General features: G+C 59.9%; 14 protein-coding genes. 8 read left to right on the top strand and 6 right to left on the bottom strand.

The genetic code is table 11. The annotated features are described in order from the left end of the window. Entirely contained in the window at positions 1-714 is a 714-nt protein-coding gene (locus HDC32_RS27315) for a UTRA domain-containing protein (protein WP_145338800.1), read from the bottom strand. Positions 715-1,061: 347 nt separating this feature from the next. On the opposite strand from HDC32_RS27315, the gene HDC32_RS27310 reads away from it, so the two are divergent. From HDC32_RS27310 to HDC32_RS27285, 6 genes are all read left to right on the top strand, one after another. Continuing rightward, entirely contained in the window at positions 1,062-2,138 is a 1,077-nt protein-coding gene (locus tag HDC32_RS27310; RefSeq protein ID WP_131699191.1) for an ABC transporter substrate-binding protein, read from the top strand. Between the two features lie 127 nt (positions 2,139-2,265). Further along, positions 2,266-3,072, top strand: coding sequence for an alkaline phosphatase family protein (locus HDC32_RS27305; protein WP_184746231.1), 807 nt, complete (start codon positions 2,266-2,268; stop codon positions 3,070-3,072). Then, a complete protein-coding gene (locus tag HDC32_RS27300; RefSeq protein WP_145338799.1) occupies positions 3,069-3,914 on the top strand; it encodes an ABC transporter permease subunit in 846 nt (281 codons plus the stop codon). Before HDC32_RS27305 ends, HDC32_RS27300 begins: the two co-directional genes overlap by 4 nt. After that, entirely contained in the window at positions 3,901-4,701 is an 801-nt protein-coding gene (locus HDC32_RS27295; protein ID WP_131699188.1) for an ABC transporter permease, read from the top strand. The genes HDC32_RS27300 and HDC32_RS27295 overlap by 14 nt, the downstream gene beginning before the upstream one ends. After that, positions 4,698-5,687 carry an ABC transporter ATP-binding protein gene (locus HDC32_RS27290; protein WP_131699187.1) on the top strand — a complete coding sequence of 330 codons (990 nt, stop codon included), beginning with the start codon at positions 4,698-4,700 and terminating at the stop codon, positions 5,685-5,687. The genes HDC32_RS27295 and HDC32_RS27290 overlap by 4 nt, the downstream gene beginning before the upstream one ends. Positions 5,688-5,717: 30 nt before the next feature. Further along, the gene (locus HDC32_RS27285; protein ID WP_145338798.1) at positions 5,718-6,371 is read left to right on the top strand and encodes an HAD family phosphatase; all 654 of its coding nucleotides are present in this window, start codon (positions 5,718-5,720) and stop codon (positions 6,369-6,371) included. 81 nt (positions 6,372-6,452) lie between these two features. Here HDC32_RS27285 and HDC32_RS27280 read toward each other — a convergent pair whose 3' ends face one another. Continuing rightward, complete coding sequence (locus tag HDC32_RS27280; RefSeq protein WP_184746229.1) at positions 6,453-7,415, bottom strand: zinc-binding dehydrogenase; 963 nt, start codon at positions 7,413-7,415, stop codon at positions 6,453-6,455. Between the two features lie 138 nt (positions 7,416-7,553). On the opposite strand from HDC32_RS27280, the gene HDC32_RS27275 reads away from it, so the two are divergent. Then, complete coding sequence (locus HDC32_RS27275) at positions 7,554-9,635, top strand: carboxy terminal-processing peptidase (RefSeq protein ID WP_184746227.1); 2,082 nt, start codon at positions 7,554-7,556, stop codon at positions 9,633-9,635. 118 nt (positions 9,636-9,753) lie between these two features. Further along, a complete protein-coding gene (locus HDC32_RS27270; protein WP_145338796.1) occupies positions 9,754-11,523 on the top strand; it encodes a bifunctional diguanylate cyclase/phosphodiesterase in 1,770 nt (589 codons plus the stop codon). Here HDC32_RS27270 and HDC32_RS27265 read toward each other — a convergent pair. The 4 genes from HDC32_RS27265 to HDC32_RS27250 form a co-directional block, all read right to left on the bottom strand. Then, positions 11,520-11,891 carry a hypothetical protein gene (locus tag HDC32_RS27265; RefSeq protein WP_005786715.1) on the bottom strand — a complete coding sequence of 124 codons (372 nt, stop codon included), beginning with the start codon at positions 11,889-11,891 and terminating at the stop codon, positions 11,520-11,522. The genes HDC32_RS27270 and HDC32_RS27265 overlap by 4 nt on opposite strands. Continuing rightward, on the bottom strand, positions 11,888-12,226 hold the full coding sequence (locus HDC32_RS27260) for a helix-turn-helix transcriptional regulator (RefSeq protein WP_131699182.1): 339 nt from the start codon (positions 12,224-12,226) through the stop codon (positions 11,888-11,890). Before HDC32_RS27260 ends, HDC32_RS27265 begins: the two co-directional genes overlap by 4 nt. Before the next feature lie 93 nt (positions 12,227-12,319). Further along, entirely contained in the window at positions 12,320-12,778 is a 459-nt protein-coding gene (locus HDC32_RS27255) for a YkvA family protein (RefSeq protein ID WP_184746225.1), read from the bottom strand. A 312-nt stretch (positions 12,779-13,090) separates the two neighbouring features. Beyond that, positions 13,091-13,822, bottom strand: a complete 732-nt coding sequence (locus tag HDC32_RS27250; protein ID WP_131699180.1) for an FKBP-type peptidyl-prolyl cis-trans isomerase — start codon at positions 13,820-13,822, stop codon at positions 13,091-13,093. Positions 13,823-13,976: the final 154 nt, after the last annotated feature.

The raw sequence follows: 13,976 nt of genomic DNA, 5'->3' as shown, positions 1-13,976 counted from the left end.
TCACACCACATCGACGCCAACATGAATCGCATCATGCCGCCAGAATTCCAGGTCGCAGTCGATCAACCGCTGGTGCTGGTCGTAATTGACCCGGGCGATCCGCAAGCCCGGGCTGCCCACCGACATGCGCAATGCGGCCGCAGCCTCCACCGGCAATGAGGTCGGCACGATCTCGAAGCGCACCCGCCCGTAGTGCAAGTCGTACTTGCGCGCATACAACTCGGTCATCGACTGATTCAGGTCGCACTCAAGAATCCCCGGGAAATACTGCGGGTTCAGGTAGTGCTCCACGTATAACACCAGCCGCCCGTCAATCCGCCGCCCCCGGCAGATCTGGATCACGCGGGACAACGCTGGCAACTGCAGCCACGCACACACCGCCGCCGAGGCCGGTTGCAGCCGCGCACTGATGACTTCGGTGGACGCCACCCGCCCCTGGTCGTTGACCATGGCGTGAAAGTGACTGCGCTGCATCAGGTTGTAGGCCAGCCGAGGCGGCGAGACAAACCAGCCACGACGCTCCTCGCGATAAATCTGCCCTTGAGCCTCCAGTTGTAACAAGGCTTCCCGCACCGTAATTCGAGTGGTACCAAACAACTCGCTGAGCTTGCGCTCGGCGGGCAGCTTGCTTGCGGGCGGCAACAGGCCGTGGTCGATCTGCTCTTGCAGCGCCAGGCCAATGGATGTCACCGCCTTGATTGCCTCATCACGCATCAACGTTACCTATCTGGACTAGACCAGCACTGTTCAGGTGCACAAACCGCTGCATAAATGGGCTTGCACGACTGCCTGCCAGCCTAGGCACTCCTGATGACCGACAGATGACAGTCCCTGTCCCGTCCCTGCACCACACCCTGCAATACGCCGGCCAAGTCCAGTCCCTGCGGGCATTTGAGCATGGTCTACGCTAAGTCTGCGCCGAACGACATCAAGGCTTTAAAAACGACATCGACATGAAACTGTCATCCATCGCGTCTAGATTGGCTCAGGTATTGCTCTGACCTAGACCAACAACACCGTAGAAAACACCGCCGCGTTGAAAACGCCCAAAGGAGCTTCGGATGAAACAGCTTTTCCTGGCATCACTGTTAGGCTCGACCATTGCCATGTGCACCGCCGCCATGGCCGCTGATACCGATTTAAAAACTCTGGAAGCCGCCGCGAAAGCGGAAGGTGCCGTCAACAGCGTCGGCATGCCCGATGACTGGGCCAACTGGAAAGGCACGTGGGAAGACCTGGCCAAGACCTACGGCCTCAAGCACATCGACACCGACATGAGCTCGGCCCAGGAAATCGCCAAGTTCAAAGCCGAAAAAGACAACGCCAGCGCTGACATCGGCGACGTAGGCGCCGCCTTCGGCCCGATCGCGGTGAAGCAGGAAGTCACCCAGCCGTATAAACCTTCTACCTGGGCTTCGGTGCCGGATTGGGCGAAAGACAAGGACGGTCACTGGGCCCTGGCCTACACCGGCACCATCGCGTTCATCGTCAACAAGAAGCTGCTGCACGGCTCCGAAGTCCCTACCAGCTGGGCTGACCTGCAAACCGGCAAATACAAAGTCTCGGTGGGTGACGTGAGCACTGCGGCCCAGGCCTCCAACGCCGTACTCGCCGCCGCCATCGCCAATAAAGGCGATGAAAAGAACATCGCCCCCGGCCTGCAATTCTTCACCAAGATCGCCCAGCAAGGTCGCCTCGGCCTGTCCAACCCGACCATCGCCACCATGGAAAAAGGCGAAGTCGAAGTGGGGATCGTCTGGGACTTCAACGGCCTGAGCTACAAAGCCAAGATGGCCAACCCGGATGACTACGTGGTGTTGATCCCATCGGACGGCTCGGTGAAATCCGGCTACACCACCATCATCAACAAATACGCCAAGCACCCGAACGCCGCCAAGCTGACCCGCGAATACATCTTCAGCGACGCCGGCCAACTCAACCTGGCGCGTGGCAACGCACGTCCGATCCGTGCTGAAACCGACCTGAAACTGCCGGCCGACATTGCCAAGAACCTGATCCCGGGCGAGCAATACACCAAGGCCAACCCGCAGCCGATCAAGGATGCCGATGCCTGGGAAGCGACGTCCAAAAAGCTGCCTCAGCTGTGGAACGAGCAGGTCATCGTAGAGATGAAGTAAGGGTTTATCCCACATTGGAGCTCCAGTGGAGATCCAATGTGGGAGGGGGCTTGCCCCCTCCCACATTTTTGACCCCGTTCCTCCAGAGGAATTGAGCCAAGTCAATCATTGCGGAGCGTCGCCCCCCATGAAGCACCCAGTCATCCTTGTCGTGCTCGACGGCCTGAACTTCGAGGTTGCCCGGCACACAATGGGGCACTTGCAGGCCTATGTCGGCGCAGGACGCGCAGCCCTCTACACGCTGGAATGTGAACTGCCCGCCCTGTCCCGCCCGCTGTATGAATGCATCCTCACCGGTGTGCCACCGATCCACAGCGGTATCGTGCACAACCAGGTCTCGCGCCTGTCCAACCAGCGCAGCATTTTCCATTACGCCACCGACGCGGGTCTTACCACTGCCGCGGCGGCTTACCATTGGGTCAGCGAGTTGTATAACCGCACGCCCTTTCTCGCCGCAAGGGATCGTCATACCGACGACAAGGCGCTGGCGATCCAGCACGGGCATTTCTACTGGAATGACCACTACCCGGATTCCCACCTGTTCGCCGACGCCGAAAGCCTGCGGCTCAAGCACGCGCCGGACTTTATGGTGGTGCACCCGATGAACATCGACGACGCCGGCCACAAGCACGGCCTCGACACACCGCAGTACCGCAACAGTGCACGCTCGGCCGACATCATCCTGGCCGACTACCTGCAAACCTGGCTCGATGCCGGTTACCAGGTGCTGGTGACCGCCGACCACGGCATGAACAACGACCGCTCCCACAACGGCCTGCTGCCGGAAGAACGGGAAGTGCCGCTGTTCGTCCTCGGCGATGCCTTCAGCCTGGACGCCGGGGCCACACCGAAACAGACCGACCTGTGCGGCACCGTCTGCGAACTGCTGGGCGTACCCCACGACAAACCTGTGTGCCGGGAGTTACTGAAGTGAGTTCAATATCCCGCGGCAAATGGCTGGCCCTGCTGTGCCTGGTGCCTTTCGCGCTGTTTTTTATCGTGTTCGAGATTGCCCCGCTGGTATGGGTGCTGATCAATAGTCTGCAAACCGAAGAAACCGGGTGGGGCGTGGACAACTTCACGCGCATCTTCAGTTCGAAGTTCTACCTGCAGGCCATCCAGTTCAGCCTGGAGATCAGCTTCTACTCGAGCATCTTCGGCATCATCATCGCCACGCTGGGCAGTTACTCCCTCCGCCGGGTGGATTCGCCGCTGCGCAACTTCGTCACCGCCTTCGCCAACATGACCAGCAACTTTGCCGGCGTGCCCCTGGCCTTCGCGTTCATCATTTTGCTGGGGTTCAACGGCAGCATCACCATCATGCTCAAGCAAGCCGGGATCATTCAGGACTTCAACCTGTACTCCAAGACCGGCTTGATCATCCTCTATACCTACTTCCAGATTCCGCTCGGCGTGCTGCTGCTCTATCCGGCCTTTGACGCACTGCGCGAAGACTGGCGTGAGTCGGCGGCCCTGCTCGGCGCCAATGGCTGGCAGTTCTGGCGACATATCGGCTTGCCGGTGCTCACCCCGGCGCTACTGGGCACGTTCGTGATCCTGCTGGCCAATGCCCTGGGTGCCTACGCGACGGTCTACGCCTTGACCACCGGTAACTTCAACGTGCTGCCGATTCGTATCGCCGGCCTGGTGTCGGGGGATGTATCCCTCGATCCGAACATGGCCAGCGCCCTGGCCGTGGTGCTGGTGGCGCTGATGACCGTGGTCACCGTGGTCCATCAACTGCTGCTCAAGAGGAGCTACCATGTCTCGCGCTGAAGCCGGCCCGGCCTCCCTTTACCACCGCGTGGTGGTGTACCTGTTGTTCGCGATCCTGGTGCTGCCGCTGATCGGCACCTTTGTCTACTCCATTGCCAGCAGTTGGTCGGCGACCATTCTGCCGGCTGGCTTCACGGTGAAATGGTATGTGCAACTGTGGAGCGACCCACGCTTCCTGATGGCCTTCGGGCAATCCTTGCTGGTGTGCGTGGGTGCGCTGATCCTGTCGGTGGTGTTGATCCTGCCGCTGCTGTTCGTGGTGCATTACCACTTTCCCAAGCTCGACGCCTTGATGAACATCCTGATCCTGCTGCCGTTTGCGGTGCCGCCGGTGGTGTCGTCGGTGGGCCTCCTGCAGCTGTACGGTTCCGGGCCGTTGGCGATGGTGGGCACGCCGTGGATCCTGATCGGCTGCTACTTCACCGTGGCGCTGCCGTTCATGTACCGGGCGATCACCAACAACCTGCAAGCCATCAACCTGCGCGACCTGATGGACGCCTCGCAACTGCTTGGCGCCAGCACCTGGCAAGCCGCGATCTTCGTGGTGCTGCCCAACCTGCGCAAAGGCCTGATGGTGGCGCTGCTGCTGTCGTTCTCGTTCCTGTTCGGTGAGTTCGTGTTCGCCAATATCCTCGTGGGCACTCGCTACGAAACCCTGCAGGTGTACCTGAACAACATGCGCAACAGCAGCGGCCACTTCACCAGCGCCGTCGTGATTTCCTATTTCTTCTTTGTGCTGGTGCTGACCTGGGCCGCCAATATCTTGAACAAGGACAAAAGCCAATGAGCTTCGTCAGCGTCCAACACCTGCAAAAAAGCTACGCCGGCACCCCGGTGTTCAGTGACATCAACTGCGAAGTCGCCAAGGGCGAGTTCGTCACCCTGCTCGGCCCATCCGGTTGTGGCAAGTCCACCCTGCTGCGCTGCATCGCCGGCCTGACGTCAGTGGACAGTGGGAAAATCCTGCTGGACGGCCAGGACATCGTTCCGCTGAGTCCGCAAAAACGCAACATCGGCATGGTGTTCCAGAGCTACGCGCTGTTCCCCAACATGACTGTGGAACAGAACGTCGCCTTCGGCCTGCGCATGCAAAAGGTCAACGCCGATGACAGCCACAAGCGCGTGCAGGAAGTGCTGCAACTGGTGGAACTCAAGGACCTGGCCGGCCGCTACCCGCACCAGATGTCCGGTGGCCAGTGCCAACGTGTGGCCCTGGCCCGCTCACTGGTCACTCGCCCGCGCCTGTTGCTGCTGGATGAACCGTTGTCGGCGCTGGATGCACGGATTCGCAAGCACCTGCGCGAACAGATCCGCCAGATCCAGCGCGAACTGGGGTTGACCACGATCTTCGTAACCCATGACCAGGAAGAAGCCCTGACCATGTCGGACCGGATCTTCCTGATGAACCAGGGCAAGATCGTGCAAAGCGGCGATGCAGAGACCCTCTACACCGCACCGGTGGATGTATTCGCTGCCGGTTTTATCGGCAACTACAACCTGCTGGACGCCGACAAGGCCAGCCAACTGCTGCAACGCCCGATCAGCGGGCGCATCGCGATTCGCCCGGAGGCCATCGAACTGAGCCACAACGGCGAACTCGACGCGCTGGTGCGCAGCCACAGCCTGCTGGGCAACGTGATTCGCTACCGCATCGAAGCCCGTGGCGTGGAATTGGTGGTGGACGTGCTCAACCGCTCGGCGGACGATCTGCACCCGGACGGCCAGCGCCTGGCACTTTCCATCGACCCCAGTGCGCTGTGTGAAGTAGCCTGAGCAGCAGTGAATTTTGAGAGAGCGTAACGGATGGCATTGGTAATTTTTGATTTGGACGACACCCTGATCCATGGCGACTGCGCCACCCTCTGGAGCGAACAGATGGGTCGCCTGGGCTGGGTCGACCCGGAGTCGTTCATGCGTAGGAACAACGAGCTGATGGACGCCTACAGCCGGGGCGAACTGGCCATGGAAGACTTCATGGACTTCAGCCTGGAGCCGATGATCGGCCGCACCCCGGAGGAAATCGACCACTTGGTGGAGCCCTGGGTCGAGGATGTGATTGAGCCGCTGATCTACAGCGACGCCACCAGGACCATCGCCCGCCACCGCGCGAACGGCGACCGGATCCTGGTGATCTCCGCATCGGGGACTCACCTGGTGAAACCGATCGCCGCGCGCATCGGTATCGATGAAGTGCTGGGAATTGAGCTGGAGATCAGTCATGGCGTGTACAGCGGCCGTACCGTGGGTGTACTCACCTACCGCGAAGGCAAGATCACACGCTTGCTGGAATGGTTGGAGCAGGAAGGCGAGACGCTGGACGGCGCGTACTTCTATTCGGATTCGCGCAATGACTTGCCGTTGCTGTTGAAGGTGGATCACCCGCAGGTGGTGAACCCGGATCCGGTGCTTCGCGAGCATGCCGAGAAGGCCGGCTGGCCAATCCACCACTGGGTCTGACACCGCCTATCCAGACTTGAAATCCAATCAAATGTGGGTGGGGGTTGCCCCCTCCCACATCGACCCTATTCCAATCCGGGATCAGGTGAGGCTTTCGTCAATTACCAACACCAGCTTCCCGGCAATCTGATTGGTCGCCAACTCGGCAAACGCCGCCTCGGCATCATTGATCGGGAACGTCTTGGCCAATTGCGGGCTCAGACGCCCTTCGGCAAACAACGGCCATACATGCTGGCTCAGGTCGCTGAACAGGTCGGCCTTGAACTGATCGTCACGGCTGCGCAGGGTCGAGCCCAACAACTGAATACGCTTGCCCAGCACCTGGGCCAGGTCCAACTGCGCCTCGCGGCCGCCCATCAAGCCAATCAATACCCAGCGACCGTCCAGCGCCAGCAGCTTGAGGTCCAGCGCGGCGTAGTCGCCGCCGACCGGATCGAGGATCACATCGAATGGCCCGAAATCCCGCAGCCCTTCGATACCGTCAGTACGTACTACGCCGCCCTGGGCGCCCAAGTCTTCACAGTAGGCCAGGCGCTGCGCCGAGCCGACACTGACCCAGCACGGGCTGCCAAATGTTTTACACAACTGGATCGCCGCCGAGCCCACGCCACTGGCACCGGCATGCAGCAACACCTTCTCACCGGGCTTGAGGCCCGCCAACTGGAACAGATTGAGCCACGCCGTGCTGTACACCTCAGGCAACGCCGCCGCTTCGACCAGCGACACACCTTCCGGTACCGGCAACACGTGCCGTGCATCCACCACCACTTCTTCGGCCATGCCGCCACCGGCCAGCAGCGCACAGACGCGATCGCCCACTTGCCAGGACGCGCCTGCGCCCACTTCACTGATTACCCCGGAGCACTCAAGGCCGAGCACAGGGCTGGCGCCAGGCGGTGGCGGATAGAGCCCGGCACGCTGCAATAAATCGGCACGATTAAGGCCAGCAGCTGCCACGCGAATGCGCACCTGGCCTACATCACATGTAGGACTTGGTTCGTCCAACCACTCCACATGACCTTCAACGCCTTGCAATGCTTTCACAGTGCCTCCATAGTGAGTCTGGACTGAGCCCGTAGCAGTAGCGTCGGGCTTTTTGCATTATGCGACCGGCCCCTATGGAACCGGCAACTTCAAAGACGGCCTAATATGCGTTATCAATTGCCCCCGCGTCGAATCAGCATGAAGCATCTGTTCCCCAGCACCGCCCTCGCTCTTTTCATTGGTATCGGCTTCGCGTCGATGTCGACCAATACGTTCGCAGCCAACAGCTGGGACAACCTTCAGCCGGACCGCGATGAGGTGATTGCCAGCCTTAACGTCGTCGAGTTGCTCAAGCGTCATCACTACAGCAAGCCGCCGTTGGACGACGCGCGCTCGGTGATCATCTACGACAGCTACCTCAAGCTGCTGGATCCGTCGCGCAGCTACTTCCTGGCCAGCGATATCGCTGAGTTCGACAAGTGGAAGACCCAGTTCGACGACTTCCTCAAGAGCGGCGACCTGCAGCCCGGCTTCACCATCTACAAGCGCTACCTGGATCGCGTCAAAGCGCGTCTGGACTTCGCCTTGGCTGAGCTGAACAAGGGCGTCGACAAACTCGATTTCACCCAGAAGGAAACCCTTCTGGTGGATCGCAAAGACGCGCCTTGGCTGACCAGCACCGCCGCCCTCGACGACCTGTGGCGCAAACGCGTCAAGGACGAAGTGCTGCGCCTGAAGATCGCCGGCAAAGAGCCCAAGGCCATCCAGGAGTTGTTGACCAAGCGCTACAAGAATCAGCTGGCGCGTCTGGACCAGACCCGTGCCGAAGATATCTTCCAGGCCTACATCAACACCTTCGCGATGTCCTACGATCCGCACACCAATTATCTGTCGCCAGATAACGCGGAAAACTTCGATATCAACATGAGTCTGTCGCTGGAAGGCATCGGTGCCGTCCTGCAAAGCGATAACGACCAAGTGAAGATCGTGCGTCTGGTGCCGGCCGGTCCGGCAGACAAGACCAAGCAGGTTGCGCCTGCCGACAAGATCATCGGTGTGGCCCAGGCCGACAAAGAGATGGTCGATGTGGTCGGCTGGCGCCTGGACGAAGTGGTCAAGCTGATCCGTGGGCCGAAAGGCAGCGTGGTGCGCCTGGAAGTGATTCCGCACACCAATGCCCCGAACGACCAGACCAGCAAGATCGTGTCCATCACCCGTGAAGCGGTGAAGCTCGAAGACCAGGCGGTGCAAAAGAAAGTCCTCAACCTCAAGCAGGATGGTAAGGACTACAAGCTGGGCGTGATTGAAATCCCGGCCTTCTACCTGGACTTCAAGGCCTTCCGTGCCGGCGACCCGGACTACAAGTCCACCACCCGCGACGTGAAGAAAATCCTTACCGAGTTGCAGAAGGAAAAAGTCGACGGCGTGGTCATCGACCTGCGCAACAACGGCGGCGGTTCCCTGCAGGAAGCCACCGAGCTGACCAGCCTGTTTATCGACAAGGGTCCGACCGTGTTGGTACGCAATGCTGACGGCCGTGTCGACGTGCTCGAAGACGAGAACCCGGGCGCCTTCTACAAAGGCCCGATGGCGTTGCTGGTCAACCGCCTGTCAGCCTCGGCTTCGGAGATTTTCGCTGGCGCCATGCAGGACTATCACCGCGCGTTGATCATCGGCGGCCAGACCTTCGGCAAAGGCACCGTGCAGACCATCCAGCCGCTGAACCATGGCGAGCTCAAGCTGACGCTGGCCAAGTTCTACCGGGTTTCCGGGCAGAGCACCCAGCATCAGGGCGTCCTGCCGGACATCGATTTTCCGTCGATCATCGACACCAAGGAAATCGGCGAAAGCGCTCTGCCGGAAGCCATGCCGTGGGACACCATCCGCCCTGCGATCAAGCCGGCCTCGGACCCGTTCAAGCCGTTCCTGGCGCAATTGAAGGCTGATCACGATACCCGCTCCGCCAAGGATGCCGAGTTTGTGTTCATCCGCGACAAGCTGGCCCTGGCCAAGAAGCTGATGGAAGAAAAAACCGTCAGCCTCAATGAAGTGGACCGTCGTGCACAGCACTCCGACATCGAAAACAAGCAACTCGTATTGGAAAACATCCGCCGCAAGGCTAAGGGTGAAGAACCACTCAAGGAGCTGAAGAAAGAAGACGAAGATGCGCTGCCGACCGAGGCGGATAAAACCAAGCCGGAAGACGACGCTTACCTGGCCGAGAGCGGCCGGATCCTGCTGGACTACCTGAAAATCTCCAAACAGGTGGCCAAGCAGTAAATGGTGGCGATTTAACGTGATCGCTCCTCGGAGTGTCATCATATAGACATCATTCTGTCGTGAAATGAAGGACCGCAGGCGTAACGCCTGCGGTCCTTTTTTTTCGATCGAGATCGCCATGACTATGACCGAACAGCTGAGTGCATTGGGCTCTATCCTGGCTCAAGGCAGTTTGCACAGCCTGTTCCAACCGATCATCTGCCTGTCAGAACGGCGCATCCTTGGCTACGAAGCCCTCAGCCGCGGCCCGTCGAACAGCCCGCTGCACTCGCCCATCGCCCTGTTCTCGGTGGCGCGCCACGCCGGGCGCCTCAGCGAACTGGAAATGACCTGCCGCGAAAGCGCATGCCGACGCTTCAGCGAGCAAAAGCTGCCGGGCAAGCTGTTCCTGAATGTATCGCCGGAATCCTTGATGGACACGGCTCACCAGCCGGGGCGCACGCTGCAATTGCTACGCGACTTCGGGATTCCACCCAGCCAAGTGGTGATCGAGCTCACCGAGCAAACACCCACCGACGATTTCGACCTGCTGCAAACCGCCCTGCACCATTACCGTGATATGGGCTTCGCCATCGCGCTTGATGACCTGGGCGCCGGCTATTCCAGCCTGCGACTGTGGTCGGAACTGCGCCCGGATTACGTGAAGATCGACCGGCACTTTATCGACGGCATCCATCAGGATGCGCTCAAGCGTGAGTTTGTCGGCTCCATCCTGCAAATCGCCAGGGCCTCACGGGCCCAGGTGATTGCCGAGGGCATCGAATTGCCGGAAGAGCTGGCGGTATTGACCGAAATGGGCGTCGACCTGGTCCAGGGTTACCTGCTCTGCCGTCCACAGGAGCAACCGCCACAGGAAGCGCGCCAGATGCTGCCCAAGCCCGATCAGGCCAACGTGGCGCTCAACGAAGAAGCCGGCGACCTCAGCGCCCTGATCAACGAGCAACCGGCGGTCGATCAGGACACCGCGACCGCTCAGGTGTTGGAGGCGTTCCGCCGCCAGGCCAACCTTAACTCCCTGGCGGTTCTGGATGGACGCGGCCACCCGGTGGGTATCGTGCACCGGCATTCGCTGTCGGATGCGCTGCTCAAGCCGTTTGCCACCGACCTGTTTGCGCGCAAGCCCATCAGCCGGCTGATGAGTACGGATTTTCTGGCGGTGGAGTTGAGCCAGTCGCTGCAACAGGTCAGCCGCCTGCTGACCAGCCGCGCACGGCAACGCATCGAAGAAGACTTCATCATCACACTCAATGGCGACTACCTGGGCCTGGGCCGGGTGATCGATGTACTCAAACTGATCACCGAACTGAAAATCCAGCAGGCGCGCTATGCCAATCCCCTGACCCTGCTGCCTGGCAACGTGCCGATCCAGCAGTGCCTGACGCGACTGTTACAACAACAGCGGGAATCGGTGATCTGCTACGTGGATATCGACAGCTTCAAGCCATTCAACGACATCTACGGCTACGGACGTGGGGATGAGGTGTTGCTGTGCCTGGCGCAGTGCCTTAACGACCGGGTCGACCCCAGCCGCGACTTTGTCGGGCATATCGGTGGCGATGACTTTTTGCTGGTATTGGGGCCACAGGATTGGCGCAAGCGGCTCAACCAACTGCTGGACGATTTCCACACCCAGTGCCGGCGCTTCTACCGCGCCGAACACCTCGACGCCGGCCGCTTCGTGGCACTGAACCGCCAGGGCGTACGCCAGGAGTTTGCGTTGCTGTCACTGTCGATTGGGGTGGTGCATTTGTATCCACAGGCCTGTGGACAACTCGATGCCAGCCAGTTGGCGGAACTGGCCTCGCAGGCCAAGCACCACGCCAAGGATATGGCCGGCTACAGCATCCATGTGATCGACAGCATGGACATGTTGCCCCAGGCACTTTAAGCCTCGGCAGACTCCGGATACTCGTATTCGAACACCCGCACCACTTCCGAGGCATGCCAGGAGGCGGCGGCGACACCATCGGACGGTCCGCTGAAACGCCCCAGGCGCTCCACGCACTCAAAGAACCCGGTACGCGGCAGGCGGCTGGCGCCCTGGCTGATCACCAGGGAGCTGCGCAACGGTTGCTCGGCCTTGGCATCCAGCGCCGCCAGGTGCTCCAGGGCAGCTGCCAGGGTTTGCATCGCCGGCGTCGGAAATTGCAGACGCTCCAACAGTGCTCGGTAGGTCAGCAGATGGCGCTGGCGGCGCGCCTGGTCCAGTTCGTTAAGTAACCCATCCCAATGTTGACGACTGATACGTAGGCTCAAGACTCATCCCTCCAACCTGCAACGCCTAATTCCCAGGCCAGGCTGCGGCGGATTGCGGCATCCGGCTGACGTTCACCACTTTCGATCAATCCTAGATACGAGGGGCTGATGCCCACGGTGCGGGCCAGGGTCTCAATCGCCAGGCCCTTGGCTTCACGCAAGCCGCGCAGGTCTGCGAGCGGGCGCAAATCTTGGTCAGGCGCGGCTTGGACAGTAGGAGAAGGTGCCAGTGAAGGCTGTTGATGACCGGCAGCTTTTAGCAGCGCCTGGTACTGATCCCATGGCAAAACCGCGTACTCGGGTTCGCCATTGCGTGAAATTATCTGAATATCCATGACCGCCCCGTAGGATAACTGCACTTACTGAGTAAGCTCTTTCCTTAGGAGTGTAATCCTAACAGCCACAAAGGTCGCAGGGGGATAGCCACGTCATCCGTTTTTTTGCGGGTTTTCCTTGGCCAGCAAGGCAGGCGTGGCAGGCAGGCGCTCGACCACCGCGAGTTTTTCCGGACGCTGCGCGTCACGCCAGGTGCGGAAAGCGCTCAGCTCACCGTTCAGGGTCTTCATGACCCACGCCAGTACAGCGATGTCGTCGAGCATGCCGAACATCGGGATAAAGTCCGGGATTGCATCAATCGGGCTAAGAAAGTACATCAGCCCCGCCACCACAGAGATCAGCGCCTTGGGACTGATGGACCGATACTCGCCCCGCCAGTAAGCCAGGCACAGGGATTGAAGCAACTTGAGATCATCCTTGAGGGTGCCCAGGCGGTTGCCTTGGCTCGAGCCCTTGGCGGCGACGGCGAACAGCAAGGTCGGCAACCGCCCACGGCCCAGCAAGCGTGTAGCCATGGGCAGGAAACGGGTGAAATTGAAGGGTGGTTTCATCTGTCACTCCAGTTCCATCAAACAGAAAGGTTATCCACACAAATTGTGGATAACCTTGTGAACAGAGCCTGTTTTACCGGCTGAAAGCCACGGTCTACAAGGCTTTCAGTCAGATCGGGCGTTTTTTGCGCACATCAAAAAAACCCAAGAATTCATTGACTTGGCGCAGATGTGCCGGTACCCGTACTCGAGTCTTATATCAGACTGTTACAGCGTTCGAGCGTTCGATCGGATGTACACAGGTGCTGATTTTGAAAGCCGTGGAAACAACAACGCCCCGTCGAGACGGGGCGTTGTGTGTTCAGGCGCCGATTACTTTTTGGCGGCCGGTGCAGCAGGGGCTTCAGCCTTGGCTGGGTCCTTGATGCCCAGCAGTTCCAGATCGAATACCAGCACGGAGTTGGCTGGAATCGCCGGGCTCGGGCTCTGGGCGCCGTAAGCCAGGTCGGACGGGATGTACAACTCGACCTTCTCGCCTACGTGCATCAGTTGCAGGCCTTCGACCCAACCAGGAATCACGCCGCTGACCGGCAGGTCAATCGGGCTACCGCGATCCACGGAGCTGTCAAAGGTGGTGCCGTTGGTGAGCTTACCGGTGTAGTGAACAGTCACCACGTCAGTCGGCTTAGGCTGTGGGCCGTCGGCTTTCTTGGTGATCTTGTACTGCAGGCCGGAAGCGGTGGTGACTACACCGTCTTTCTTGGCGTTGTCTTCGAGGAATTTCTTGCCGGCGGCTGCCGACTCTTCGCTCATTTTGGTCATGCGTTCTTCAGCACGCTTCTGCAGTGCGGCAAACGCTTCAACCAGTTCGTCGTCTTTGAGCTTCTGCTCTTTCTTGCCGACGGCATCTTCGATGCCCTGGGCTACCGCTTTGGAGTCCAGGTCATCCATGCCTTCCTGAGCAAGGCTTTTGCCCATGTTCAGGCCGATGCCGTAGGAAGCTTTCTGCGCCGGGGTTTTCAGCTCTACGCTGGTCTGCGAATCACAACCCGCAAGTACCAGGCTAACCAGGGCCACCGCCGCCGCCAACCGATGCTGTTTCATGCTATTTCCTTGTTCATGCGCCAAAAGGGCATTCGAATAAAGTCGCGAGCTTATCAGGCGGCCACGACCAATGGCTACCGGCATCTGAGCAGGAAACTTCTGATAAGTTCACGTGTTTAAAAGCATTTTCATTCATGATGGGCCGCCGCGAAGG

The sequence above is a fragment of the Pseudomonas sp. JAI120 genome (assembly GCF_014207255.1).
Lineage (GTDB): Bacteria > Pseudomonadota > Gammaproteobacteria > Pseudomonadales > Pseudomonadaceae > Aquipseudomonas.
Note: the sequence above shows the minus strand (reverse complement) of the source record. Positions and strands in the feature narration are given on the sequence as shown.